This window comes from Chroococcidiopsis sp. SAG 2025 (genome assembly GCF_032860985.1).
Lineage (GTDB): Bacteria > Cyanobacteriota > Cyanobacteriia > Cyanobacteriales > Chroococcidiopsidaceae > Chroococcidiopsis.
The window spans coordinates 4,426,791-4,452,250 of record NZ_JAOCNC010000001.1 but is presented as its reverse complement, the minus strand read 5'-3'; the positions used below and the strand labels follow the sequence as shown (position 1 = coordinate 4,452,250).

Below are 25,460 nucleotides of genomic sequence, written 5' to 3'. Positions count from 1 at the left end.
TCAAAAGTCAAAAGTTAAAAGTCAAAATTAAAGAAACTTAATCTTAGATTCATTAATGAAATAAAAAAATGCTCTGGCATAATCATTCCAAGGCTCCGATACAGAGCGTTCTTGGAATTCCGAATTCTATTTGAATTTCTCCTAAAACCGCATTTCGTACTCAATTTCCGCTCGACTTTCGCCAGAAAAATTCGTGGAAGCTCGGACGAGAATTTGGTCATTGAGTCGATAGAGCAAGTTGTATCGAAATGGATCGTCGGCAGCAAACACCCGCGATAGCGATACGGACAGATCGTTTGTAATATCGAAAATTGCCTCTACAGCCAAACCAAGTACCGAAACCTCTGATGTTTGGTCGGTAACGATGGTCGGAAACACGCGAATTTCGTCAATGCCGATCGCTCGTCCGATTTCACCGATATTATCTTGCAGATTGCCCAAGAGAGTAGAACCAGCGATCGCGGCAAGTCCTAAAGTCGGATCGCCCTGACTCAGAGTATTGACAAAAGAGCCTCCCAATAAAGCAATAATTTCCTGTTCGCTGCGGTTGGGTTCGCTAGTTAATTCTAAATTTTCTGCCAATTCGCTCGCAGGTCCCTCTACTGCTGCTTGCACGCGCACCGTGCGAAGAGTACCGAAATTGGTTGTTGTCGGTACGTCGGCAATTTCTCCTGAAAAAGGTGAGGTGGGAATTCTGAGGCTGCCAGTGGTTTCCGGTACAGTTGCCACCAGTTGAATATCTAAAATCGGGTCTAAACCGCCTTTGGGAGTAAACCGCGCTGTCTGTTCTTCGCCACGCGCTAGGGTGAATTGAGTCGTAAATAAATTCACTTGTCCGCCTGTGAGCTTGACAACTCCTTGGGGACGCGGGTTATCTAACGTGCCGTTAATCGTTAAATCGCCTGCTGCCTCAAAGCTGAGGATGGGCTGACGGGTGACGCGCACATCCTCGCCCAAAACTAACCCCAGATTTGCTAATTCTATCGGCGACCTGTCTGGAGTAGCGTTAGTTGCACTGCTGGCTGCTGGCGTATTAGTAGGAGTTGCGCCACTTGCTGAAGGCGCTGCTTCCCTGCCTCCCAAGGCGATTTCACCATTCATTAATTCAATTTTCCCGCCGATGTCAGGCTCGAATGCCGTACCTGTAATGACAACATTGCCACTGACTCCCCCTTGATAAATGCCCTCTAAAGCAACATCTAGATCGTCTAGCGACACCGTGAGGGGATTATCTGTTTCTCGATCGGCAAAAATCGGTAAAACTCCCTCAGCCGTGACTTGCCCCTCGTTGTACTGCCCGCTGATGCCTGGGATGACAATGCGATCGCCATTCAATTGAATCGTTCCCGTCACATCCGTGAGCGGTGCGGGTAATGCCTGAGCTTTCAATGTGGCATTCTTGACAACGACATTTCCCGTCACCTTTGGCTGCTTTAGAGTCCCTTGTACGGCTACATTCAGTCGCCCTTGCCCTTCTTGCCAAGTGACTTGGTTAGTAAATAAATTTAACAGCGCCAAACCTTCATCTTGGACGTTTGCTTGGATGCTAAGAAGGTTAGTATCGGGCTGCACAGAGGCAAAAGGCAACGCGACAGGGATATTACCTGTAATCTCAACTGGTTGAGTACCAGATATCAACACATCGCTGGCAAAACTCAACCGTGCAGAGTTATAGTCAAAGCTGAGTTGAGCAGCTTGAATCGGTTGTTGATTCAAGCTGCCTTCCACCAGTGCTACCTCGCCGATCGCTTGGGGATCTTCCAAACTACCTGCTAGAGTGACGAGGGCGTTTAACTGTCCGGTGACATCAAATGGTAATGCTTGCGGTAAGCGGTCTAGAAAAGGTTGTAAGGTTGCTACAGGTACGCTGACGACTCGCAATTGTCCCGAAAGTTCCTCTCCTAGTTGTCCGGTAAAGGCGATCGCTCCGTCACCGAGATCGAGCCGCAAGGGTAATAGCGTCAAAACGCCATCTTCAAAAGTCCCTCTGGCAATTGCTTCATCAACTGTATAAGTCCCCCATTGCCAATCTTGACCGAGTAGTTCAAAGTCAACATCAAACGATGGCTGTAAACCAGGTGCTAATGCTCCGCTTACAGCAATTTCGCCGCTAATTGTACCGTTTAAGGCTGAAAGTGGTGGTAATGTTGCCGATGCTCGTTCCTGCTGTTGCTGTTGTGCGATTAACGCTCTAATTTCCGAGAACAGCCGCAACTGCTTGAGTAAAGAAGCATTTGGCAAGCCGACTGACACGGGTTGAACTGCCTCTGCTCCTGCTAAGTCGGGCAATTGCAATCCTGCCGCAATATCTTGTAGCTCGAAAATACTCAGTGCTTGTAAGACATTTTGAATTCTGGCGCGATCGAAGTCAATTTGAAATTGGAATTTGCGGTCTTGACCTGCTTGTAAATCGCCACTTAGATCTATACGGCTATCACCTAGACGCAACTCGCCAGCTTTTAAGCTGAAATCGCCGCCTTCATAACGGATGCTGGCTCTAAATGCATCGGCTGTGAATCTACCGGCGCTGGGTCGAGTAATTGCCACATCCCCAATTACGGTAGACTCAATGATATTCTCGGCAAGATCGATCGCTAAATTGCCCGATACTTCCCCCGCGATCGCACCGATTTGTTTGAGGCGATCGCGCCCGATTAAATTTTGTAGCACAGTCACGGGAAAGTTTTTTACATCAACTAATAGGTTTTCTCCTTGAGTTCTACCTGTTGCTACTGCTCGATCTCGCCTAATCAAAAATGACGTGGGGCGATTGTTGCCATCCAGAGTAAAGGCTATCCTATCTTCCTTGCCAGCAACTTGTAGTTGTGTTCCTTGTCCCGCCTGGAAATTGAGTTTTCCTGCTAAAACTGGGTCAAACGCTATGTTATTGACACTTAAGTTTCGCAACCGCAGATCTCCTACAGCATTGGGAGCCTCTGGCGTACCCGCTACCTGCCCGGTGAAATCAGCTTGTCCTACCAGAGCGATATTACCAGGAATATCGAGGTTGAGGTTTTGCAAATCATAACCCCGCGCCTGCACGTCTAGATTAAAACCTGTGATTTGCGGTGCATTTGCTCCCAGCAAGCGTACCCCGACAGTACCATCCGCAACTAATCCTGTTGCGGTTGCTTTTTGAACGATAATTCGTTCCCCATTCCAACGAATTTGCGCTGTTAGCGGTTGCTCGATGACGGCTAAGCCTTGGGAAAAGCGCACCTGTCCCTGTGCTTGAATGTCTTCAGGTGCAAAAGAAGTTCCCGATATACGTAGGTTACTCGCACTCAGTTGTCCGCGCAATTGAGGCGAGAATTGGTTAAGGGCGATGCCTGTAGCATCAACAACTGCCTCAAACTTTCCTTTGGCATACTCACCTGTAGCCTCAACGACACCACCTGCAACCTTAAAGGTAGAATCTCGCAGCCGCACGATTCCCTCGTTGGTAATTGCCACTTCTGCCGTACCAGGGTAGGTAGCTTGAGGTGCAGAAATTTGGGCTACCGTTTGTATGTTGCCAGGAGTGCCAGAAATTTTAGCAGTAGCTAAAACATTGCCAATTTTAAATGGGGGAGAAGTACCGTAGAGTTGGGCGATCGCATTTCCTGGTAGATTTTGAGCCAGAAAATCGAAGCCAAGTTGCGGTTTGTCTCCGAGCAGGATTTGACCATCACCTGTAATTTGACCCCCCGCCGTTGGGGTAGCGCGAAGATTGCTAAAGCTAATTTTTGCTGTCGTTGGGGCTGTGGTTAAGCGAAAGTTACCAGCAATATTTTTAAATGGAATGCGATCGATCCGCGCCGTGTCTATCGTGCTGACGTTTCCTGTCAACACTGGTTCTCTAATCGCTCCTTTTAATTGAATATCTGCCTGTAATTTCCCTGCTACGGGAAATGGAGATTCGACATTCAACGTATCGAGTACGTTCTGGGCGCTGACTGCTTCTACTTGTCCGGTGAGATTGTAACCCTTAAGCGTATTCAGCGAGCCATTAATTTCTACTGGAATTGTGCCGTAGCGCGTACTCAGATTATTTAGCGCGATCGCCTGTCCTTGAAATTTCAGTTGTCCGGTAGTATTAGTAAATTTTTGGGGAATATTTTCAATTTGAGCCGTGACATTGCGAATGGTAGCCGTGCCTGTAATTGGTGGCGGTTGTTCTTGTCCTGGTTGGAACTGTACCGTGAGGTTCGCATTCTCGACTTCACCCGCTTGCAACCGAGTGGGTAATTCAATTAAACGGCTCAGATCGGCTGCTTGTAAATTCTGCCCTTGAATTGCAACTGTAGTCTTTCCGCCTGGAAGTCGAGTTTCACCTGCAATTTCTAATTTGCCTCCCCGCGTCGGCTGACCAGCTAGCTCAAAGCGAATCCGTTGATTTTGGTCTAAAAATCGGGCAACACCACCCACACTATCTAGCGTGACTGCACCTTGAGGGCTGCCAGGTCTGGGATTGGGAACCAAAACCACGTCGGCATTTTGTACCCGAATTGTCTCTAGTTCAGTTTGAATCAAACCGGAACCACCTTGAGGCGGATTAATTCGAGTATCAACCCAAGCACCGTTTTTCGCCTGTTCGATATAAATGTCAGGTTGGACAAGAGTAGCATTTAATTCTAGGGTACGGTTAAATAATAATTGCCAAGGATCGAAGTTGACGACAACTGCTTCTGCTCTGATGCGATCGGGGTCTGTAGGGGTGGCTGGGATTGACGAGGAGCCAAACCGCAGACTCGAAAGCGAAAAACTTTCTAACTGCCCGACTTCTACAGGTCGCCCTAAGAGTTGGCTTAAATTACTCTCGACGAGTGGCACTAGTTTTTGGTTGAGAAAAACCCAAGCCCACCAAGCACCACCAACAACGCCCAGCAGCAGTATTACCCCTAAAGTGATGCCAGTACGTTTTAACAGCAGCAGCCGGAAATGACGCTCTCGATGTTCTCGTTCTCGTTGTGGTGGCGGTTGTATCATCTGAACTATGGGGTGAGGGATGTGTTCCGAACTTCCAACCAGCGCACCGGATATCGAGATCGCTCCGCGCTCGCTTCGCTAACGCCTGCTTGCGCTAAAAATGCATCCAGTTGGTCTAGCGTTAACGGTTCTGGGATGGGATAACGCCCATGCAGTTTTTTCAGTTGAGTGTAGTGACGAATCGATGAGGCAAGATCGTGAGGATATTTCTGCTCGTTAACCCCAACGAACTGACAGCAATCGCCACCACGATTTAGAATAGACCGCCATTCATCAATTGAAGTCTGATCGAGGGCGTGAAGACCATTTGAGAATAGGTTAGCGTAAATCTTGTCGTATGGCTTGGCAGTATTCAAATATTCTTCGAGTCGTTCCGCTGACATGCGATCGTTAAACACCGTCCAAAATGGCACTAACCTAAGGTGTAACGCCCACCAGGGCTGGAGATAGACAAACGACTCCACCAAGAGGCGATCGCTCGGTCTTTCAAGCGATCCTGGTTGGGATCGTGCATTTGATATACAGCCAAGTTAGGGTTTCTTTCCAGCAGTCTTTGGACTGGTGCTTTAGCCCATTCCAGCTCTTGTCTTGGTTCGTCGGGATCGACCGAGTGACGCAGACAGCTTAGCATTGTTTGCGGCAACCAGGGGATACCAAGTGCGGCACACAAATGCACGGCAGCACCATTAGTAGAGCCAATGATGGCAGCAGGATAGTTTCGTTGGGGATATTGGCTAACAACCCAGTGAGAGATAGTTTCTTCTCGAATGCTATTGACAACTGATGGTGATGATGCATCTAACCAACCTGCCCAAGTGGTCAAAGGATTGATAACTTGTCTGGGAAGTTGGCTGAGAGTATTTAAAAAGGTAGCTGCAAGCGGTGATGCAATACCGCCCGATCGCAGTTCTTTGCCATGCAGATATTTAGCAACCGCCCGTAATGCTACCGTTGCTGAATCTAGCTCAGTAATGTATTGAGGTTTCACGCCTAAAGATGCCAGCCGCTCGGCGATCGCTGCATAGGCAGAGGAGAAATGCATCATACAGTCTTCCTTTTGATTATTTCGCTATGCTCGTCTGCGGACTACTGCGGTACAACTTGAACTGTTTGAGAGACGATCGCAGGTTGTTTCTTGACGTACACCTCATATTCCTGAGCTGGACCTAAGTTAAATTCCCGCTCTAACTGCCTTGTTGTTACCCTACGCACGGTTCCCGTGACTTGGACGCGGCTATCTTCTTTAATGTTATTCGCAGACTTTGCGCCTACTACTAGCAAGTCATCCTCACCCAGAACTTCATCATTATCGAGCATAAATGCAGTTGGGCTAATGGCTCTTTCAACTTCGCCCTCAATCGTGACTGTTCTGCCTAAAAATGGAACGGGGTTATCAGTAATTTTTTCCAAGTCAGGTTTGAGCGCAAACGATTGAGCAACGATAATCGGTCTTTGTCTCAGTTCCACTTCTAACTGTGGATCGAGATCGAAACCGTACTCTTTCTCGATTTCGGTGATATTCGTCACCTCGCGCACCGTCCCCGTAACTTGAGCGAAAGTATCTGGGATGATGGGAGCTTCTTTAGCACTGACAACTAGCACGTCTTCGCCGCCTAAGAATTCTTTGTCTTGGATGATGAATGCTTTTGTGCTAACTTGTCTGGCGATTTCGCCATCGACAGTCACCGTCTTCCCGACGTACTGCTGCGTTTCTTCGGCTACATTTTCTACAGTTGCACCTTGTTCGGGAGCGGTGGCGCGTGGTTCTGGTTGGGAGCAAGCCGCCAGCAGTACGGGGAAAAATAACAGAGCAATTGCGCCGCGATTGTGCCACTTAGAGATGAAGTTACCCTGTCCCAAGCGCCTGCTAGATGCAAGCGAGTCTTTATTTTGTCTGCCTACCATTGAAATATTCTCCTTAAAGTTTACTGTTTGAAGATAAATCTCAATAGTGGAAAACTAGTGGAGAACTCAAAAAGACTAACTTTAAATGCGCCGAAACAGGTTAGCTCCTGCATATCTCCAAGAAATTCGTTCGGGATCTTTGCTTTTCGACCATTCCACAAATTCCTTACCATCAGTTTCGTGTCGTTCGATCGCCGTTTCTTCAACTCCTAATCGTTTGGCCAATTGTTTTCTAGTCAATAACTCGCCTTCGCTGTTTGTATGACTAGATTGATTTGGGCGATCGCTGGTAAAATTTTGCTGTAATTGTGTAACCTGCCTTTTCAAATCGGTAACTTCACCCTTTAAGTCTTCCACCATATTTGTGAGGGTTTCGCTGGTAGTAGCTTGACTCGAATCCAATCCAAAGTAGTCTTCTAGGATGACATTCACAGCATCAGCAATGGAGTTTAAACCCCGTTGTTCTTTCATCTGCTCTACACGTTGATAAAGCTGTTGGGAAATGTAACTGATAATTTCAGTTTCAGTTATCATCATTTCAATCTCCTACTAAAGAGGGTAATAATACACAATTAGAAAGGGTAAGAACTAGCGATCAATTTCCCCGCCACTTTTCTCACGCAATTCAATTCCAACATTTGCAGAGTTGCCTTCGGCATAGCTTCACTTACCGCCCAATTGTTGCTCCCAATTGCAACGGTTTTCTTGAAGAAGATGATAAATGCTCTGTTGAACGATCTCTTTCATATCTAACCACTGTTGTGAGGACAGAGAAGTAGTGGAGCCATTGAATGAAAGTTGAGTATCGTCAATCAAAACTATGTAGCGATCGCGGATTTTTCTGATAATATCCGCAATCAGCTTTTGCTGTAATTCAGGAATGAAAAAGAAATTTTGATAGAAATGATAGGGATCTGTAACTAAAACATATTCAATGACTTCGGCGATCGCTGGCAATGTCAGATAGATGAGTTGTTTAGACATTGAATGGCTTTCCTGAATGATAAGGAGTCGCGAACAATTATTGTGTTTTGCAATCTGAAGCTGGCTGAGCTATCGAACTAGAGGTGTAGTCAAAATTGAAACTCAACCGCTCATAGTTACTATCGTTGCTATTCTTGAAAAGTCAAAACTTACAGTATTTAGTACAACAGATCGCGTCTGTTTTTGTACTAAATTATTTTTACTTTGCATAGAGTTTGTAGGTTTCTATACAGGAACTCCAGTTTGGTTGTCTACGTCTAAAGCTAGGGTATAAAAGTGGAAAACTTGGGTAGAAAGAAGATTGAATCAGCAAACAGTTACCAGTTGTCAGTTAGCACTGGCAATTGCATAGCATTTTTTGGGCTACGAGTGTTTACTTTGGTTCCTGGTCACTGGTCACTGGTCACTGAAAAAGAGGTAGAACTTGAAACGCCCCCAACTACTGCGTTATAGCATTGCTATCCTAAGCACCGTAGTAGCAATGCTGCTCACAGAATGGCTGTGGTGGCAGCTTCAACCAACCATTTACCCATTTTTTCTTTCTGCTGTAGCGATTAGTTCCTGGTATGGGGGTATAGGACCAGCACTGTTGTCAATTGCCTTGAGTGCTTTAGCTAGCGAATACTTCTTTCTACCACCGATTTATACTCTAACTCCAAATCAGCACAGCCTGATGAGGATAGGCTACTTCGTATTAGTGGCACTACTGATCGTTTGGCTTAATGCAATGTTACGCTCTGCCCAACGGCGAGCAGTGCGCGATCGCGCTCTTTTGCAGCAAAATCAGGAAAGACTGTACCAAAGTGAAGAGCGTTACCGCCTGATGGTGGAAAGAGTGCGTGAATACGCAATTTTCATGCTAGATCCAAACGGAACTATTATCAATTGGAATGTTGGGGCAAAGCGTATTTTTGGCTATCGGGAAGAAGAGATCGTCGGTCAATCTTGGGAGTGTCTGTTTCCGCCGGAAGTAATTGAGCGTAGCTACCCTGAGCAAGAACTGAGGACAGCATTAGCCAACGGTATGTCTGGAAACGATCGCTGGTACGTCCGTAAAGATGGTACGCTATTTTGGGCGAACGATATCATTACTCCCTTACGAGATCGGAGCGGCAATCTATACGGTTTTACCAAAATTGTGCAGGACTTGACCGAGCGCAGGCTGGCTGAGCAAGAACGGGAGCAATTACTGTTGCGCGAACAAGCAGCACGAGAATCAGCAGAAGCAGCCAACCGCTCAAAGGACGAGTTTTTAGCAATAGTTTCTCACGAACTCCGCACCCCAATGACAGCGATTGTCGGTTGGACTGGGATGCTAGAAGCAGGAAAGCTAGACGAGTCTAGAGCTGCTCTAGCAGTTGAGACAATCGCACGCAACGCCAATTTGCAGATGCAACTGATTGACGATCTGCTCGATATTTCCCGTATTGTCAGGGGGGATCTCTCGCTCAATTGCGGTACCGTTGACCTGGCTTCAGTCATTGCAGCCGCTATACGAGCCGTGCAGCCAGCAGCCGATGCTAAAGAAATTGAATTGGAGTTCGTGCAAGACCGATCGATCGGGAGTGAGGAGTCGGGAGTCGGGAGTCGGGCTGCTGACTCATCACTGCTAATTTGGGGAGATCCAAACCGTTTGCAACAGGTGGTGTGGAATCTACTTGTAAATGCCATCAAGTTCACGTCTGAAGGTGGAAGGGTAGAAGTGCGGCTGGAAAAAGTCAAAAGTCAAAAGTTAAATGTCAAAAATACTGCCCAAGACCAACACCCGACTCCCGACTCCCCAAATTTTGCTCAAATCCAAGTCACCGATACAGGTATAGGGATCGATCGCGACTTTTTACCGTATGTTTTCGATCGTTTTCGTCAAGCTAATAGTGCAAGTACGAGGGCGCATAAGGGACTAGGATTGGGTTTAGCGATCGCCCGTCATCTTGTAGAACTGCACGGCGGTACAATCGAGGCAGAGAGCTTAGGGAAAGGACATGGGGCAACATTTAGGGTACTTTTGCCTCTATTAAAGACAAGAGGGGGGGACAAGGAGACAAGGAGACAAGGGGACGAGGATAATTCCGAATTCACTACTCACCCATTACCTCTCGATCGCTTACGAATTCTAGTGGTAGATGATGAAGCTGACGCGCAAATATTAATTAGCACATGGTTAGAAGAGAGTAGAGCAGAAGTCACGGTTGTTGGCTCGGTAGATGAAGCAATAGAGATTTTAGAACATTCAAAACCCGATGTACTAGTCAGCGATATAGGTATGCCAGATAAGGATGGTTACGTTCTGAGCCGTCATGTGAAACAAATCGAGGCGGAAACAGGAGTGAAAATTGGGGCTATCGCATTGACAGCTTATGCTAGGGAAGAAGATCGATCGCAGGCTATGCAAGCAGGCTTTCAACTGTATCTAACTAAGCCAGTCGATCCAAATGAATTGATTGCGGCTATTGCCAGCCTTGCTCAAAGCAGCGAACGACTTTAAAGTTTTTTGTATTCAGATCGAATTACCGAGTTCTCCACCACTTTTCCACGATTGAAATCTATCCTGGATTGAAAGGAAGCACAATACGGGATACGCGATCGCCAATACTAAATCGTCAATTCTAAATAGTATATGAGGGAGCCGAGAAAAATCTTGTGGAGTCAAATTAATAATTCGGTGTTAGTTCGCTTTTTACTATTCTTTGCTTCTGGTTGGGCTTTATTACAGCTTCTATCTTACTTTGAAACTGTCATCTTTATTTTTGTATTTGCGGCAATTTTAGCTTTTGTACTCAGCTATCCTGTCCGTTGGATCAATCGTTTTTTACCTCGCGCTCTAGTAGTTATTTTGGTCTTTTTACTCAGCTTTACGAGTATTACTAGTTTGATATTTGTAGCCAGCATATCTATTTTCTCTCAAGCCCAACAGCTTATTCAAAGCATAACTTCGTTTTTAACTTCCCTTTTGCCATCGATAGATCGATTAGAAAATCTTATACAGCGTTGGAATATGCAGGTCAACTTGCAGAGTATTCAGCGACAACTGCAACAAGAAATTATAGTGTTTTACACTAGATCGTTAACTTATACTTTGACGCATTCACAAATATTCTTGACCAATTTTCTGACTCTTATTCTCATAGCTGCCGTGACTTTTTTTATGTTGTTATACGGGCAGAAACTTTGGCTTTTTATCCTCAGTGTTTTACCTGTAAGATCGCACGAGCTTTTTTCTAATCTAGTTGAACGTAAATTTTTAGCCTTCATTAAAGGTCAGTTCGTATTAGTTTTATTTTTATCATTTACTAGTTTTGTGGCTTTTTTGGTATTAGAAGTACCATTTCCATTGATTTTGTCACTTACTATTGGATTTGCCAATCTCATACCTGGAATTGGAGCAATACTAGGAATTGGTATAGTTTCTTTAATTGTTTTATCTCAAGGTATTTGGCTAGCCTTAAAAGTTTTAGTAACTTGCATTGTACTTCAGCAAATTCAAGATAACTTAATTACTCCTAAAGTCATGCAAGATGCAGTCAATCTTAATCCTGTAGTTGTCTTCTTTGCCATACTCGTTGGCGCTAGAATTGCAGGAATAGTAGGAGTCTTGTTAGCAATTCCAATTACAGGTATAATCGTTAGTTTTTTTGAAATTGAAGAAATGCAGGCAGACTTATAAGTATGGCTACGTATTAGGTAATTTCAGATTAATAGACTTTTAGTTCTGGTTCTATTCGCTCAACTGCTAACTGCTGAGAAAGCCATCCAGCAAATTGGTTTTCAAAATTATTAGCTACGCTCTCCATGATGTTATTTGCATAATTCTGACCTGCCTTTTTGTATTCCTTGAAATAATGATAGCCAAACTGACTTATACCACCCAACTGCTGGCATTGTCTGGAGTGTACGAGTTCGTGAGCTAGTAATGCCAGTTGACGAGAATCTCTAGGTTTGTATGAGTCTTCTATATAAATCCGCCGACAATAAGTTTGAGCAACGGCATCGACTAAGCCTAGCTCTAAACAGTGCAAAAATCGTGGAGAATTGTAGGTGTTAAGATTAATTGGTAGTGTGGCAAAGTATGCAAAAGCTCAATACAGATAACTCGTGGATTGAGCAGATAGCACGGTTTGGCTATGCGATTAAAGGAGTGGTTTACTTAATCGTCGGCTTGCTAGCAATGCCTGTGGCGCTTGGCATTGGTGATGAGGCGGCTGGTACGAATGATGCTCTCCAATTAATTATGAGACAGCCATTGGGAAAATTTTTGCTAATCGTAGTGGCTGTAGGACTTGTTAGTTATGCAGTTTGGCGTTTCATTCAAGCGTTCGTAGATCCTGAGCATCAAGGTAGTCAGGCAAAGAGAGTTGTCCCACGCCTTGGCTATGCAATTAGCGGCACGAGTTATGCAGGTTTAGCCGTTACTGCCATACAGATTATTGCTGGCACGGGAAGTCATAGTAGTAGTTGGAGACAAGACTGGGCGGCACGTTTGCTAGCACAACCTTTCGGACAATGGCTACTGGGGATAGTGGGAGTAGTCGTGCTGGGTATAGGCGTTTCTTTTGCGTATGTAGCCTTTACTCCTAAATTCCGCCAACGGCTTCAACTAACTAAAATGAGTACCGCTGGGGTAAAATGGGCGATAGGCATCGGTAGATTTGGTGTTACAGCGCGTGGCGTTGCTTTCGGTGTTATCGGTCTTCTCTTGATTCAAGCCGCCGTTCAGTCCGACCCAGACGAAGCTACTGGGTTAGGTGGGGCGTTGCAGACGCTAGCAGAAGAACCATTCGGTCGGATGCTTTTGGGTATTATCGCTATTGGTCTTGTTGCTTATGCCATCCACTTGCTGATACTGGCACGGTATCGACGGATTAGAATTTGATGAGACTGTAATCGATCGCTTCGTTTATCTTACTTTACAATCTCGACAGACCGAGCGATCGCTACAGCTTTACCCTCATATTCTACTTTCAGCCCAGATTGTAGCTTAATATCCAAGTCTTTCTCGATCTCTGCTGCAACAAACTGGCGAATTAATCCAGTCACGCGGACGGTTTCGCCCGCATCAATCGAACTTATAGCTGGCATAGTACCAACGACCAGTAACTCTTTACCACCAATAAATTCTTCATCATCAAGCGTGAATGCATTGTGACTAATAACTTTTTCAACTTTACCTTTGAGGGTTACGGTTTTGCCCATAAACGGGCTTGGTTCTTCGGCAAGTTCACCAGGTTCTGGTGTTAAGACTACTGCTTTAGCAATAAGTACGGGCTTGCCCTTAAATTTTACTTCTAACTCCTGAGCCAAATTCAAATCGAACTGATTCTCAATTTCGGATTTAGAAAATTGGCGAATCGTGCCTGTCACTTGGATGTTACTATCATTAACTATAGGAGAATCACTCAAATTTAGAACCAATAACTCTGGATCGTTAAAGAAACGCTCGCCTTCAATAATAAATGCCTTTGAACTGATGACTTCTTCAACTTCTCCGTTTACAGTTACGGTCTTACCTATGAGGTTGGCGTTAGGTCGATCGGTAATTTCACTTATCTGTGTGCCAGTGTTGGAACCATCCGAGTTAGTCATATTGCAAGCAGTCAGACCTACTAAGAGCAACAAGGCAATTGCTCCATTATTCCACAAAGCTTGAATTAAATTGCGATCGCAGGCGAACTCGCACTTAGGAATACAATTGTGACTAAGTTTATTCATCGTTATACAGAATTTTTTCTCAAAATTATCGCTTTATAGAATACTCGATTTACTTCTGCCTTAAGGATGAAGAAGTTTCATCCAAAGTTAGACAAGATACATCGAGCTAAACTTTTTGACTCGGTAACTGTAGCCATGACAGAACCGCGCCCCAGCAATATCATCATTAAGGTCTTTTTGGCAATTGCACTCCTCTTTGGTTTCTTCGCGATTGGAGCAATCATCAATCACGTTTCTCGGCAATTTCAACCAAACGAAATAGAGACTGAGGAGCCACAACAAGAGCTATTGAACGAACGATAAAGGCATAGCAAGGCAATTCGATCTCTACCATAAGTAAGATATATATCGTTTGTAATGGAAGCAACTAAATATAAGTATTAGTTTAATTTAGTAAGACTGCTGCTTTCTCCACCGGTTTTCCACTATTTAGATCTATTCTGACTTCAAAGCCAGTAAAGCCATTGATGTCAAGAAGAAAATCCTAGAGCGAAACTATCTCTTCCCTTGGATAAAGAATCACGCGGCAATACCGCTGCTACTCATTTTTACCTGCGCTCTAGGTAGGCGAAAGTGAAAAGATTTCTCCCCACTCAATTGATGAAATTCAAGTTCTAACAACTTCTAACAAGGAGAATTTTGATGAAAAGCTTAACTCAGATCTTGCAGCATTCTCGATAAGCAAGAATGGGTAAAGGTTTGAGGATAATTTCAAAATCGAATTGTGCAGCAATGTCAGCATTGACTCGGATGAACCGCAGCAATTGTAACCACAGAACCGAGGGAAACAGTACAGTTAATGCCAAATCACTGGCAGCTTTCCAATCCAGGACAGGAGGTAGTGACCATTGGTCAATCCAATGCGCCAATAGATAGGCAATTAGCGCTCTTGATGAGCCAGCGATAGACACCAAGTTTCGTAGTTTGCCCAAAGCGATGCAGCCCAAAACGATGTTTGCTCGTTTTGAAAAAGCCCTCAATGCAAGAGCGCTTACGTCCTAGCCGCACCAGATAAATGCCAGAGTAAGGATGGGTAGAAACGACAAAGCGCAGTTCTCGCTTGCCTTCGGCTCGTTTGAGCCAGAACCAGGACACCGTCAGTGGCTGTGTGTCTCCCGCTAAATACACCTGTTGTCCACGGTTGGCATGGCGATACAGTTGCTTTAGATGACGACCGTCCTGCATTTTGCGATTGCAGCGCATCCCCACGACTGCTCGCCACGACTGCTTTCGCACTGCTTTGAGAAACTCTACGGTGCCAAACTCCGTATCTGCCTGTACAATGACCACCCTGCCCTGACTCAACTGGGTTGGAACCGTTGCCAACAACTTGCAGGCTAATTGTACTGGGCGCTTGATAGCCTTTGCCCCGCCAGACCCGAAAGCTCCAAGGCACTCGCCACTCACCCACCACCAGGTACAATACTACTAAATGTAATCCCCGCTTACCGTTAAGTATTCTCACCCAGGGGTCAGGTGCCTTGGGGTCATTCGTCGGCGTACTCAACTGCAAAAACTTGCCGCACTTTTCGAATGTCGTTAGATCGATCAACACTCGCAAAGGAGTGCTTGGATGAGGGGGATGAGCGGTCACTTGCTGCAACACCATTTGACGAGTCGTGCGAATCACGCTACGAGTAGACCAATTGTAGTGATTCAAAAATCGACTCAATGAAGAAGCGGATTTCACCTGGGTGTGCTGGGGTAAAGGATATCCTTGAGCTTCAAGAAACAGCCCGAACAGGGCGTTTAGACTGGCTTTCTGGTATGTGCTAGGCATTAAGCAAAGAAGGCTATAGACTAGCCCTTGGGCGTATTCGACGATGGTTTCCATAATCGTCAACTCAAATTATTCCTACGCCCTTTCTTCCAGATTTTGGCTCTTTTGGCAACCCTTTATTGAGAATGGTGCAAGATCTCAGTTAATCTATTCCACAGTATTAACTCTAGCAGCAGCAACAACAACTGTTGTCCCAACTGTAGCTCAAGCTCAAACAGTTAATTATGATGCCAGCGCCCCCCGCATTGTCAGCACTGACATAGATCGCAATGACGACAATCACTCGATTACTCTCTATACAGGTGCTAGACCTTTAACCTATGTGAGAGTCACAACACCAGATGACGTGGAAATTCAGGAAGGCGTTCAAGCTACGACTGAAGGAGGTCGGGAAATTGAGGCGGCTATTTTTAGGGGTTTGAGAGAAGACGATCGATTTATCGTGGCATTTGCCCAACCCATCCCTGCTAGAACATCAGTAGAAATCACCTTCCAAGAAGTCGAGCCTACCATTCCTGATGTGGGTGCTTTCTTTAACTACGAAGTGGCTGGAAAGCATCTAGGTTTAGAGCGACTTATTCCCTATGGTGTAGCTCGATTCCAAGCTGCGGGTGGTGGCAGATCCTAATTGTCATTAGTCATTGGTCATCAGTCATTGGTGAATTGCTGATGACCAACGATCGCTTTCATAGATCGCTTCAGGTTGCTATACGGTAAAAGATTGAATCAGTAGGCTAGAAATGTTGCCATACAGAAGAAACAAGGCGATCGTCAAACGCAAGTTTGCCCGTAAATTAGTTTCTTGGGTAGTTATAATCGTCTTATTTCTCTCGCTATCTGGACTTCCAGCTTCGGCGCGAAACACTCCAGCCGATATACAAGTTATCGATCGCCAACCAGACCAGCCAGTGAACGAACCAGAGCAATCTGTACCTGCGGCTCCGAGTGCGCCTGGATTAAACAACCCACAAGAATTTGAAGCATTTGTAGACAATTTCTTTCAAGAGGAGTTGTCGAAAACTCATATTCCAGGCGGCGTTGTCTCTGTGGTAAAAGATGGCAAGCTCTTTTTTGCTAAAGGTTATGGCTATGCCAACTTAGAAAAGAAAATACCAGTTGAAGCAGATAAAACTCTGTTTCGCGTTGCCTCCCTCTCCAAACTGTTTACAGCTACAGCAGCAATGCAGCTATACGAGCGGGGACAGCTGGATATACATGCTGATGTCAACAAGTACCTGACGGACTTTCAAATCAAAAATCCTTTTTCTGAGCCAGTCACGGCTGCCAGGATGATGCTGCATACGGACGGCACGACAAAAAGACGGATCGGACTTGCCGCTCGTACCGCTCAGGAAATGGAGCCACTGGGAGATTACCTAGCTGACCATATGCCACCTGTTGTCTGGCAACCAGGTGAGTTGTACAGTTATTCCAGCCACAGCATTGCTTTGTTGGGATATCTCGTGGAGAAAATCTCTGGTACTCCCTTCGCTCAATATATTGACAAAAATATTTTTCAACCGCTCCAGATGCGCCGGAGTACATTTCTCGGCGTTGCTGAATAGAGATATGAACTATTGAGGAACTGGAACATTCCAGAATTTGAGATAGTGCAGTAACAATCGAATTGAATATTTCAGCATTTCTTCTGATTTGGAGTAGCACAGTGTCTTTCGATGCAGCCGAGCCAGATAGTGCCTCAGTCTTGTATTTTCGGACTCAACTCTGGTCATATAAGTCTTACTGACAATTTGATCGCCGTCTGGAATAAAACCTGGATAAACACTCCAACCATCCGTAACATAAAAGTAGCACCGCCATTGGGCAACGATCGCCCATAGCGGGGCAAAGGTTTCAGCACTATGGTCGCCCAACGCCCAACCTAAAATCCCTGAAGTGAAGTGATCTACTGCTGTCCACAGCCAGATTTTGTTTTTTTTGCACCGACGAAGGTTTCTAGTTCATCTAGTTCACCGACTTGGGGGACTGTTTCTGGGGCATCAGCATCAGGCAGATTGTTACCTACTTGCTTGAGCCAGTGAATGATTGTCGTATGATGAACACCTTTAACTCGTTCAATTCCTCGAAAACCGATGCCATTCACATACATTTTCAAGCATTCCCGTTTGACTTCATCGCTGTAACCTCTGCATGTTTCATAGTGTTCAATGAATTGTCGCCCACAATCAACACAAATGTGGTTCTGTTTACCTCGCTTGATGCCATTCTTCCGAATATGAGTTGATTGGCACTCTGGACATTGCATCGCAACTTACCTCAATTCATACCTCTATTATGCAATGCCCATTTCTCCAGCCGCCGCCACCCCCTTTAGCTGACGATTTGGCTGTAGGTTATCAGTACCAAAGTGGCAAGTTTAAACCCGTTCCCTACTTGTATCTCAACATCGCTCCAGGTGCGTCAATGCAAGCCACTGCAACAGATATGGCTCGCTTTATGCTCGCCCACCTATTGCACGGTCGCTATGAAAACTCCCGCATTTTAGAGGAGGATACAGTGCGGCTAATGCACGAGCAGCACTTCACTCACCACCCTCTATTACCTGGTACTGGCTACAGTTTTCGCGAACGCTTAGAAAACAATATCTGTACAATCGGACACTTAGGCAGTTTGCGAGGATATTCTAGCTCTCTGACCCTAATGCCCGATCGCAATATTGGTATTTTTATTGCCACCAATAGTTTTAGTGGGATAAATGGCAAGTTATTGACTCAGTTTTTCGATCGCTATTTTCCAGCTCCACAGCAAACATCACCCAAGAAACCTCTGGCTCTAAGCGCTGAGCGGCTCGAACGATTCACTGGGACTTACCGAGATTTAGAATATCCTCGCGACACCTTCGCTATATTGACTGCACCATTTGAACATATCAACATTAAGCGAGGCGACAACAGTACTCTACTCGTTAGCACTCCTGGTCTATTCTTCGTTGGTAATACTCCAAAGATCCAATTAGCTCCCATCGAACCATTGCTATTCCAGCGAGTTAACGATGATGCTTTCACTGCCTTTGAGCCGGATGAGAGTGGTTGGATTAGGTATGCGTTTAATCCTCTCTGGGCTAAAATTGGAGCCTACGAGCATATACCTTGGTATGAAACAAGTTGGGTGCAGCTAGGGATCTTAGGATTTTGTACAGTCCTATTTCTATCAGCTATCTTTGTTTATCCCGTTGCGCCTTTATTTCGGCGTTTGCGCGGCAAGCGGTTTCAAGTTAAGCAGCAGTTGCGTTGGGCTTGGATACTAGCAGGTTTAATCGGTACTTTAAACTTAGTTTTCCTGATTGGCTTTCCTCTATCGATCTGGCTATATGGCTTTTGGCGACTAGTGTATGGCGTGCCTCCTGTAGCGATCGCATTTCTTTGTATTCCCTTACTTACCACTGTTTTGACACTAGGATTGTTTATTTTTACCGCTTTAGCTTGGAAAAATAATTATTGGTCTTGGATAATCCGCTCTCATTATGCCTTAATTACCCTAGCTGCTTTCGTATTTATTCCCTTCCTCACCTACTGGAATTTGTTGGGATTTCAGTTTTAATGCCTCACTTTATTCAGTGGGACAACAAGAAGCAGATCTAAATATCTACTTCTTCAGGCGTAATTTTGCCAGCGATCGCCATTTTCCCCGAATTTTTCACTATTTAATCTTACTGTCGGTTGGTAGAGAGTAAGTAGGAGATTATTGTGTTCAAAAAACTAATTAACAAAAGTGTGAATCGATGAGTGCATTAAAGCGATCGCGACATCAGCAGTGGTTGAGTGAGTGTGACGACCTGATGCCGGGTGCATCGGGCGGTTTTTTGTTTGGAATTCCACTGCTATACACGATGGAAGTCTGGCAGATTGGTTCTACAGCCCAACCGCCAAAGATGCTGGTTATCCTAGCAGTTACCTTCGCGATCGCTTTTCTGATTAATCGCACGGCTGGCTTTCGCAAGGGTAAAACAGACCCTCCCCTGGAAGCAGCAATAGATAGTGTTGAAGCGATCGCGATCGGGTTAGTTTGCTCGGCAGGAATATTGATTCTACTGCAAAGAATTACTTTAGAAATTCTCCTCAATGCCGCATTAGGCAAAACAGTCTTTGAAAGCGTTCCGCGCTCTCCGTCAAACGCGCTGGAACTACTCACCAAGTCCAAAACCAGTTTTACATTCCCTTGGCTCTGGAGTGCAAGCTGGTAAAATTGCGGCACTCGCAACGAGAATGCCCGTACCGATCGCGCGAACCAAATGAGAATGTTTCATAATCAAAGCACCTCTATTTTTTCAATCTTTCAATTCCATAATCTTTACGGTTCTTATCCCTCAATTAGAGGGATACTAGTAGTAGGTTATTTTTTCCTATTTTTGTTTTAGTTATTGATACTAAATCTATCTACAATTAAGTTGAATAAAATCGTCCTTGAGCAATAAATAAGCATCTTTTAAATTCTTCTAAATACACACAAACATTAACTTAAAGTTTCGCAAATATTTGTAATTACATACACATTTTTGAGATAAATATAGAAAAATTATTCTGTCTTGATAGCTATTATCAAAACTGCTTTTTACTGATTTGAAATTCGCTTTATTTCTTGTTTTTATATATAAAATTTTTATATAGCTAGTCTGTTGACTTAATTTACTTTAGTAAGAGCGAACAAACATAGAATCAACATCAATACTTCGTAGGTTTTGATTCGATTCTCCCAACCCCCCAATCGATGGGGGGGCTAAGAATGGCTCAATTTCCCCCTTTTCAAGTAGGATTAAGGGGCATCTTCAAAGACTATGCGCTCTAACCAAGAAGTATTGGAATCAATATCCCTAATTGTTTTGTCGCCTTTGCCATTTATTCATAACATCTTTGACTAAAACTTCTTTAAGCCAAATCTGTAGGACTATCAATAGTGGAATAGCGAGGAATAAGCCTAAAAATCCAAATAAACTGGCGAAAACTACAACTGATAAAATGGTGAAAACTGGCATCAGATCCACTTCTTGTTTCATAATTAAGGGAACCAAAACTAGGCTTTCAAACTGCTGAATCACAATATATAGCAGAATAACTGCCCCAGCTTTCCAAGGAGCATCAAGCAAGGAAAGTAGTGCAGGTGGAATGACACTCAAGGTTGGTCCCACGTTAGGAATAAATTCTAATAATCCAGCTAAAGTGGCATTGACTAAAGGCAGCGGCACTCCCAAAATTGACAGCCCAATAAAAGATACTAAACCAATGACAACCATAGCTATGAGAGTGCCTTGAATCCAACCAACTAGGGATTCTTCAGACTCCGACAAAATTTCGTTAATTCGTTGTCGATAAAATGAAGGGAATCCCAGAATAAAAATGTCTCGATATCGAGACGGATTAGCTAACAGCATAATGGTTAAAACTAAGAATAGTAAAAAACTCAGAATAGCTGCTAGCGAGTTATTCAGCAAGACAAAAAAGTTGCCCAGCAGTCCTGCTATCCAATTTTGAAGTTGTTGAGGCAAGTTTTCCAAAACACGAAACTGTTCTAATATTGCTCCTGGTACGATCGATTGCAGCCAGTCTAACCAGGTACGAATTCTGACTGATACTTGTGGCAAGACGCTAACCAATTCTTCTAACTGGTTAATAATACGCGGCACAATGAACGCAAAAAAGCCAACAATCAGTGCCAGTAAAATCGCCATTGTAATCGCAATGGCAATCCCACGCTTGATGCGGTATCGCTGGATTCGTCGCACAACTTGATTTAAAACTGTTGCCAAAACTACAGCCGCAAACAACAGTAAAACAACTTGCCGAATTTGCCACAGAATGTAAAGGGAGATAACCAGGGCAATTAAACCGAGCCATTGTCCCAGGCGCACAATACTGCCTCCATAGATTGCTTTTTCCAGTGGTTGGCTCTGATTGAAAAAGGGAATAGGCAACAGGAAACGGGCAGCAGTTGTTCCCCGATTAACTGTTCCCTCTTTAAGTACCCGTTAGCGGTCTTTATCCACAATCGGACGACCTTCGCTATCTATGTCTAGCTCTTCTCGACGCACCTGTTCTTGGGTGCTAACCATCTCCTGCTCTACTTCTTTCCTCACTCTGACTTCTTCGCGCAAGACTGCTTCTTTACGTATATCGGGCTGCTCTTCATAAAGCTCCATATGGGCGACTTCTCCTTCACGGAAAGCGGCATCTCCAGGAGCAACTGGCTTGCCAGCATTGTCAGGAGTCGTTCGCTCGATGACTACGCGCTCTTTTTCAACTGGAACTGAAACTCTTTGCGTTTCGGCTTCAACGTGTTTGCCAATCGATACTTCTCCAGCTTTTCGGCGAGTTTTGTTAGCAACTAACCGTTCTTCATACAGTTTGAGCGTGTCTTGGTGGCGATCGCCCATGTCGTATAACTCTGGTTCTCGTTCGTAGTTGTAGGTATCGCGATTGTAAGCCGCCCCAGCTACATAAGGCATTGATGCAGCAGATGTCTCTAAAGGTGTTGCCGTGTCTACGCGATCGCGATACACTCCCCGTACCTGTTCTTCATAGTCGTAATCCACCTTTAAATCGTCACTGAACTGGGGTAGAGCTTCGGCTTGTTCTTTGGTAAAGCCGATAGCATAGATACGGCGATCGCCACTGTCAATCCGAATCCGTCCGACTGGTAGTAAGACTTGCTTGCCAAAAATCCAAAAACCAGTGTCAACAATCAGATACCGGAAACGTCCTGATTCGTCAACTAGAATGTTTTTGACCGTCCCAACTTTTTCATTGTCTAGATCGGAATAAACTTCATAACCTTTGATGTCGTTGCCATCAAAAGCATCTTGATAATTTGTATCGAAATCTTCTAGTTTGTAAAGTACCATTTTGCTTTTATTCCCTAATTAAAGGTGACTTAATTTCAGGATAAAACTTTGACTAAAATATCCATCTTTCTTGCGGAAGATTTGAGTTTTTAAAATTTTAACTAAACTATACAAACCTATGAAGACGATTGCCAAAAATGCGATCGCCATCAGGTTAAATAAATATCGGTTTATTGTCTTAATCAATTTTATTTATTCAAAAATCATCAGTACCATTACCATATGTCTACTTCTCCCAATTGTAAGTACGCTATCTTCGACGCTCACATACATGGCGTTAATTTTATTCAGCAAACTGACGGTTTTCATGTTTTGTTGCGAGAAATGGACAAAGCACGGGTAGAAAAATGCGTAGTTTTTGGTTTGCCAGTCTCTAAAATCTGGTCGGAATGGGAAAACGAGGAGCCAAACTACTATTTGTCTGATGAAGGACGCTGTTATTACTACTCGCTTACAGATGCGATCGTTGCTCAAGCATATATGCGTTTGAATGCTGAAGATCGAAAGCGGATTATTCCTTTACTCTGTGGTTTTTCTCCTGTCGATCGCTATGCAATTAAACACATCGAACGAATTACGAGTTTGTATCCTGGCGTTTTTAAAGGCATTGGAGAAATTCTTTGCAGGCATGACGATCTCTCTAATTTAACTTACGGACAGCCAGCTCGAATCAATCATAAAGCTTTATTCCCCATTTTTGATTTTGCGGCTCGACATCAGCTACCTGTTCTAGTCCACCAAAACGCTACATCGGTCGGTCGTTCAAATCGGCTATCTTACACGGATGAGGTTGTCGAAATGCTCGATCGCTTTTCCAAGACAACTTTAGTATGGGCGCATTGTGGTGTTTCAAGGCGAGTCAAGATAGAAAATTTACATGAAGTTATCGATCGCTTATTGGACAAACACAAGAATCTTTATGTCGATTACTCTTGGTTGGTCTTTGATAATTATATTTGTCCTAATGGCAACCCCGATCCAAATTGGATTGAAGTTACAGAAAAACATAGCGATCGCATCTGTTTAGGTTCAGATATTTTCGGTCACTTTGAAACTTTAGCTGAAGGTATCGCAAAGTATACACCATTTCTCGATTGTTTGAGTGAAGAAACACGCGATCGCGTTTGTATGTTGACTGCTGAAAAACTGTATGCATCAACTGCCACTATTGGAAATTGAGAAAGTTGTTAGAAATGCAACTTAGTGGAAAGATGTATCGTTACGAGGACGATAATCTGGACAATCGATAGCTCGCCTAGTTAAAACTACAGATGGATTTACAGCACACTTGAGATGCGGATTCATGATATAAAAATGACAGTTCATGCAGGGAATTTGATGGAGACGACTCAAAAAATCGCTAGTAAGACTTTGTTCTCTTTTGCGCGATATCTGAAAAATAATTAGCATCCCTGCTGCTATTGCCAAGTAAACAGGTAAAATAAGTCCTGTATATTCAGCCGGATTTACTACGTCTATTTTTTCTCCATTTAGCTGTCTTCCCGCTGGCTTTTCTGTAATTAACTTCGTTCCCTCTACGCTTTTTGAAGTCACAGCTTCTTGATGAAGATTTTTCTGGGAAACCATATTTTCCATCGAATCGTTAACTGGCATACGATTTGCTCTCCGATTTCAAACAAAGATAAAAACTTGGTAATTTACCGAAGAAGGAGTCAGGAATCGCATGAGAACGCTGTACGCTGGGAAACTGTACGAATGGTTCCTGACCCCTGTTCTGATGCCATCACTCGCAGTCGTACGAGCTTTGAATCGTTGCGATCGCTAGAACTACTGCAACTGACTCAGATCCAGATTGGGTGGTAGGAGAACTTCGTTTACTGCATGAATAATTCCATTACTAGCTTGGATATTTGGTTGAACCACTCTGGCATCATTGACTGAAATTTGATTTCCAGCCGGATCGACTTGAATATTTACAGGTCTATCGGCAAGCGTTTTCAACTCTCCCGCCGAGAGTTCTTTTGCACTTTGCTGTCCAGGAGCGATGTGGTACATCAAAATCTGCATTAGGACTTCACTATTTTCTGGCTGTTGCAACTTTTGCAACGTGCCTTTCGGTAGAGCTGCAAATGCCTCATCAGTGGGAGCAAAAACTGTAAAGGGTCCTCGTTTTTGCAAGCTTTCTGCTAGCCCCGTAGCTTTTAATAAAGAAGTCAGCGTGGAAAAAGATTCGTTTGAGGTTGCTACAGCAACGAGATTGTTAGAAGCTGTCGTATTGGAAGTTTGAGTATTGGGAGTTTGAGTAGTGGGGGTGGTTTGACCGACATTATTGGCGCGACCCACAATATATTGAGTTGCTGCCACATTGCTAGCTAGAGGTTTCACCTGTCCTAGCCTTACCAAAGCTTGATATAAGTGAGCTGCCGCTTCTGCTCTTGTCAGCGGTTGTTGTGGATTTAATTGTCTGACATTAGGATAGTTGACGACCATGTTAGCTTGAGTTGCTGCTGCGACTTCACCCGTAGCATAAGCTGGAACTGCTTCAGCATCTAAATAAGAAGTACTGATAATATTTTGCAGCGAGCGATCGCTACTCAAATTCAAACCATTTGCTAAAGCAACGATCGCTTGTAACTTGGTAATGTTTTGCCCTGGTTGAAAAACTCCTCCAGGTACGCCTCCCATAAACCCTGTTTCGTATACTTCCTCAATTGCAGCAGTTGCCCAGTAGTCAGGTGGAACATCTTTAAATCCAGGTTCAGCTAACTGTCGCACTGGCTTTTGGTCGAAAGCTTTTTGAATCATTGCCGCAAATTCCGCCCGCTGTACGGGTTGTTCTGGTCTAAAAGTCCCGTTGGGAAAGCCAGTGATGATGTCTCTTGCTGCTAGGGCTTGAATAAATGGTTGCGCCCAGTAGTCAGCCCCAACATCAGAAAAGTTAGTTGTTGCACCTTGAGCGGAGGATGGAGAAGCAGGAGTTCCAGAATCTTGTGCCAAAGCAGATTGCGAAATTGCGTTTGGACTCACGACACCTACTGATATTCCAAAAGCTAGCAAAGTGGCGCTTAAAGCAGACGACCGACGAAATAAACTATTCATAAAATCCTTTTTTGTCATGTTTTAGTTAAATTTGGATTATGATTGATAAATTTAAGCTCAACTCAAATAATCCACGAGTGACCTAGATTGCCATATCGCATTAACTTTTGAAACAGCTATCTTCTTGAGCTTAAGTCGTAATAGTGGAAAACTGGTGGAGGAATTAAATCAGTGACTCCTTTGACAGTGACCAGTGACCGT

24 protein-coding genes are annotated in these 25,460 nt (G+C 44.3%); 9 read left to right on the top strand and 15 right to left on the bottom strand.

Annotation, left to right across the window (positions count from 1 at the left end; genetic code table 11):
• Positions 1-141 precede the first annotated feature (141 nt).
• From N4J56_RS21620 to N4J56_RS21595, 6 genes are all read right to left on the bottom strand, one after another.
• The gene (locus N4J56_RS21620; protein WP_317108313.1) at positions 142-4,968 is read right to left on the bottom strand and encodes a translocation/assembly module TamB domain-containing protein; all 4,827 of its coding nucleotides are present in this window, start codon (positions 4,966-4,968) and stop codon (positions 142-144) included.
• A 5-nt stretch (positions 4,969-4,973) separates the two neighbouring features.
• Positions 4,974-5,381, bottom strand: a complete 408-nt coding sequence (locus N4J56_RS21615) for a hypothetical protein (protein WP_317108312.1) — start codon at positions 5,379-5,381, stop codon at positions 4,974-4,976.
• The gene (locus N4J56_RS21610; protein ID WP_317108311.1) at positions 5,381-6,013 is read right to left on the bottom strand and encodes a hypothetical protein; all 633 of its coding nucleotides are present in this window, start codon (positions 6,011-6,013) and stop codon (positions 5,381-5,383) included. The genes N4J56_RS21615 and N4J56_RS21610 overlap by 1 nt, the downstream gene beginning before the upstream one ends.
• Positions 6,014-6,054: 41 nt before the next feature.
• Entirely contained in the window at positions 6,055-6,873 is an 819-nt protein-coding gene (locus N4J56_RS21605) for a hypothetical protein (RefSeq protein ID WP_317108310.1), read from the bottom strand.
• 81 nt (positions 6,874-6,954) lie between these two features.
• Complete coding sequence (locus N4J56_RS21600; RefSeq protein WP_317108309.1) at positions 6,955-7,410, bottom strand: hypothetical protein; 456 nt, start codon at positions 7,408-7,410, stop codon at positions 6,955-6,957.
• A 126-nt stretch (positions 7,411-7,536) separates the two neighbouring features.
• Complete coding sequence (locus tag N4J56_RS21595; protein WP_317108308.1) at positions 7,537-7,857, bottom strand: hypothetical protein; 321 nt, start codon at positions 7,855-7,857, stop codon at positions 7,537-7,539.
• Between the two features lie 424 nt (positions 7,858-8,281).
• On the opposite strand from N4J56_RS21595, the gene N4J56_RS21590 reads away from it, so the two are divergent.
• Both N4J56_RS21590 and N4J56_RS21585 read left to right on the top strand, forming a co-directional pair.
• Entirely contained in the window at positions 8,282-10,342 is a 2,061-nt protein-coding gene (locus N4J56_RS21590) for an ATP-binding protein (RefSeq protein WP_317108307.1), read from the top strand.
• A gap of 132 nt (positions 10,343-10,474) precedes the next feature.
• Positions 10,475-11,521: an AI-2E family transporter gene (locus N4J56_RS21585; protein WP_410500365.1), complete on the top strand. Its 1,047-nt coding sequence runs from the start codon at positions 10,475-10,477 to the stop codon at positions 11,519-11,521.
• A 28-nt stretch (positions 11,522-11,549) separates the two neighbouring features.
• On the opposite strand, the gene N4J56_RS21580 is transcribed toward N4J56_RS21585, so the two are convergent.
• Positions 11,550-11,873: a DUF4157 domain-containing protein gene (locus N4J56_RS21580; protein ID WP_317108305.1), complete on the bottom strand. Its 324-nt coding sequence runs from the start codon at positions 11,871-11,873 to the stop codon at positions 11,550-11,552.
• A gap of 50 nt (positions 11,874-11,923) precedes the next feature.
• Here N4J56_RS21580 and N4J56_RS21575 point away from each other — a divergent pair, with 50 nt between their 5' ends.
• Complete coding sequence (locus tag N4J56_RS21575; protein WP_317108304.1) at positions 11,924-12,727, top strand: DUF1206 domain-containing protein; 804 nt, start codon at positions 11,924-11,926, stop codon at positions 12,725-12,727.
• Positions 12,728-12,756: 29 nt separating this feature from the next.
• On the opposite strand, the gene N4J56_RS21570 is transcribed toward N4J56_RS21575, so the two are convergent.
• Entirely contained in the window at positions 12,757-13,563 is an 807-nt protein-coding gene (locus N4J56_RS21570; protein ID WP_317108303.1) for a hypothetical protein, read from the bottom strand.
• Between the two features lie 135 nt (positions 13,564-13,698).
• Here N4J56_RS21570 and N4J56_RS21565 point away from each other — a divergent pair, with 135 nt between their 5' ends.
• A complete protein-coding gene (locus N4J56_RS21565; RefSeq protein ID WP_317108302.1) occupies positions 13,699-13,866 on the top strand; it encodes a hypothetical protein in 168 nt (55 codons plus the stop codon).
• Positions 13,867-14,219: 353 nt separating this feature from the next.
• Here the strand turns inward: N4J56_RS21565 and N4J56_RS21560 are convergent, their stop codons facing one another.
• Together N4J56_RS21560 and N4J56_RS21555 are read right to left on the bottom strand one after the other, a co-directional pair.
• Positions 14,220-14,369: a hypothetical protein gene (locus tag N4J56_RS21560; protein ID WP_317106469.1), complete on the bottom strand. Its 150-nt coding sequence runs from the start codon at positions 14,367-14,369 to the stop codon at positions 14,220-14,222.
• A 46-nt stretch (positions 14,370-14,415) separates the two neighbouring features.
• Positions 14,416-14,889 (bottom strand): transposase, encoded by a 474-nt coding sequence (locus N4J56_RS21555; RefSeq protein ID WP_317106468.1) that lies wholly within the window; start codon positions 14,887-14,889, stop codon positions 14,416-14,418.
• A 497-nt stretch (positions 14,890-15,386) separates the two neighbouring features.
• Here N4J56_RS21555 and N4J56_RS21550 point away from each other — a divergent pair, with 497 nt between their 5' ends.
• Positions 15,387-15,971, top strand: coding sequence for a hypothetical protein (locus N4J56_RS21550; protein ID WP_317108301.1), 585 nt, complete (start codon positions 15,387-15,389; stop codon positions 15,969-15,971).
• Between the two features lie 112 nt (positions 15,972-16,083).
• Positions 16,084-16,908 (top strand): serine hydrolase domain-containing protein, encoded by an 825-nt coding sequence (locus N4J56_RS21545; protein ID WP_317108300.1) that lies wholly within the window; start codon positions 16,084-16,086, stop codon positions 16,906-16,908.
• A 9-nt stretch (positions 16,909-16,917) separates the two neighbouring features.
• On the opposite strand, the gene N4J56_RS21540 is transcribed toward N4J56_RS21545, so the two are convergent.
• Positions 16,918-17,609, bottom strand: a protein-coding gene (locus N4J56_RS21540; protein ID WP_317104780.1) for an IS1 family transposase whose coding sequence is annotated in 2 segments (ribosomal slippage) — positions 16,918-17,285 and positions 17,285-17,609 — 693 coding nt in all. Because the reading frame shifts where the segments join, the coding sequence is not laid out codon by codon here.
• Between the two features lie 29 nt (positions 17,610-17,638).
• On the opposite strand from N4J56_RS21540, the gene N4J56_RS21535 reads away from it, so the two are divergent.
• Together N4J56_RS21535 and N4J56_RS21530 are read left to right on the top strand one after the other, a co-directional pair.
• The gene (locus tag N4J56_RS21535) at positions 17,639-18,904 is read left to right on the top strand and encodes a serine hydrolase domain-containing protein (RefSeq protein ID WP_317108299.1); all 1,266 of its coding nucleotides are present in this window, start codon (positions 17,639-17,641) and stop codon (positions 18,902-18,904) included.
• A 181-nt stretch (positions 18,905-19,085) separates the two neighbouring features.
• Positions 19,086-19,547 (top strand): DUF2391 family protein, encoded by a 462-nt coding sequence (locus N4J56_RS21530; protein WP_317108298.1) that lies wholly within the window; start codon positions 19,086-19,088, stop codon positions 19,545-19,547.
• 627 nt (positions 19,548-20,174) lie between these two features.
• On the opposite strand, the gene N4J56_RS21525 is transcribed toward N4J56_RS21530, so the two are convergent.
• Positions 20,175-21,209 carry an AI-2E family transporter gene (locus N4J56_RS21525; RefSeq protein ID WP_410500560.1) on the bottom strand — a complete coding sequence of 345 codons (1,035 nt, stop codon included), beginning with the start codon at positions 21,207-21,209 and terminating at the stop codon, positions 20,175-20,177.
• Between the two features lie 117 nt (positions 21,210-21,326).
• Positions 21,327-22,199 (bottom strand): DUF2382 domain-containing protein, encoded by an 873-nt coding sequence (locus N4J56_RS21520; RefSeq protein WP_317108296.1) that lies wholly within the window; start codon positions 22,197-22,199, stop codon positions 21,327-21,329.
• Positions 22,200-22,421: 222 nt separating this feature from the next.
• On the opposite strand from N4J56_RS21520, the gene N4J56_RS21515 reads away from it, so the two are divergent.
• Positions 22,422-23,378, top strand: a complete 957-nt coding sequence (locus N4J56_RS21515; protein ID WP_317108295.1) for an amidohydrolase family protein — start codon at positions 22,422-22,424, stop codon at positions 23,376-23,378.
• A gap of 21 nt (positions 23,379-23,399) precedes the next feature.
• Here the strand turns inward: N4J56_RS21515 and N4J56_RS21510 are convergent, their stop codons facing one another.
• Complete coding sequence (locus N4J56_RS21510) at positions 23,400-23,813, bottom strand: hypothetical protein (RefSeq protein ID WP_317108294.1); 414 nt, start codon at positions 23,811-23,813, stop codon at positions 23,400-23,402.
• A 174-nt stretch (positions 23,814-23,987) separates the two neighbouring features.
• Positions 23,988-25,277: a fasciclin domain-containing protein gene (locus tag N4J56_RS21505; protein ID WP_317108293.1), complete on the bottom strand. Its 1,290-nt coding sequence runs from the start codon at positions 25,275-25,277 to the stop codon at positions 23,988-23,990.
• Positions 25,278-25,460: the final 183 nt, after the last annotated feature.

Bases quoted from the DNA above. Each gene is read 5' to 3' on its own strand.
- N4J56_RS21620 (WP_317108313.1), bottom strand. From the start codon at position 4,968: ATGATACAACCGCCACCACAACGAGAACGAGAACATCGAGAGCGTCAT.
- N4J56_RS21610 (WP_317108311.1), bottom strand. From the start codon at position 6,013: ATGATGCATTTCTCCTCTGCCTATGCAGCGATCGCCGAGCGGCTGGCA.
- N4J56_RS21605 (WP_317108310.1), bottom strand. From the start codon at position 6,873: ATGGTAGGCAGACAAAATAAAGACTCGCTTGCATCTAGCAGGCGCTTG.
- N4J56_RS21600 (WP_317108309.1), bottom strand. From the start codon at position 7,410: ATGATGATAACTGAAACTGAAATTATCAGTTACATTTCCCAACAGCTT.
- N4J56_RS21595 (WP_317108308.1), bottom strand. From the start codon at position 7,857: ATGTCTAAACAACTCATCTATCTGACATTGCCAGCGATCGCCGAAGTC.
- N4J56_RS21585 (WP_410500365.1), top strand. From the start codon at position 10,475: ATGAGGGAGCCGAGAAAAATCTTGTGGAGTCAAATTAATAATTCGGTG.
- N4J56_RS21575 (WP_317108304.1), top strand. From the start codon at position 11,924: ATGCAAAAGCTCAATACAGATAACTCGTGGATTGAGCAGATAGCACGG.
- N4J56_RS21570 (WP_317108303.1), bottom strand. From the start codon at position 13,563: ATGAATAAACTTAGTCACAATTGTATTCCTAAGTGCGAGTTCGCCTGC.
- N4J56_RS21565 (WP_317108302.1), top strand. From the start codon at position 13,699: ATGACAGAACCGCGCCCCAGCAATATCATCATTAAGGTCTTTTTGGCA.
- N4J56_RS21550 (WP_317108301.1), top strand. From the start codon at position 15,387: ATGGTTTCCATAATCGTCAACTCAAATTATTCCTACGCCCTTTCTTCC.
- N4J56_RS21545 (WP_317108300.1), top strand. From the start codon at position 16,084: ATGTTGCCATACAGAAGAAACAAGGCGATCGTCAAACGCAAGTTTGCC.
- N4J56_RS21535 (WP_317108299.1), top strand. From the start codon at position 17,639: ATGCAATGCCCATTTCTCCAGCCGCCGCCACCCCCTTTAGCTGACGAT.
- N4J56_RS21530 (WP_317108298.1), top strand. From the start codon at position 19,086: ATGAGTGCATTAAAGCGATCGCGACATCAGCAGTGGTTGAGTGAGTGT.
- N4J56_RS21520 (WP_317108296.1), bottom strand. From the start codon at position 22,199: ATGGTACTTTACAAACTAGAAGATTTCGATACAAATTATCAAGATGCT.
- N4J56_RS21515 (WP_317108295.1), top strand. From the start codon at position 22,422: ATGTCTACTTCTCCCAATTGTAAGTACGCTATCTTCGACGCTCACATA.
- N4J56_RS21510 (WP_317108294.1), bottom strand. From the start codon at position 23,813: ATGCCAGTTAACGATTCGATGGAAAATATGGTTTCCCAGAAAAATCTT.
- N4J56_RS21505 (WP_317108293.1), bottom strand. From the start codon at position 25,277: ATGACAAAAAAGGATTTTATGAATAGTTTATTTCGTCGGTCGTCTGCT.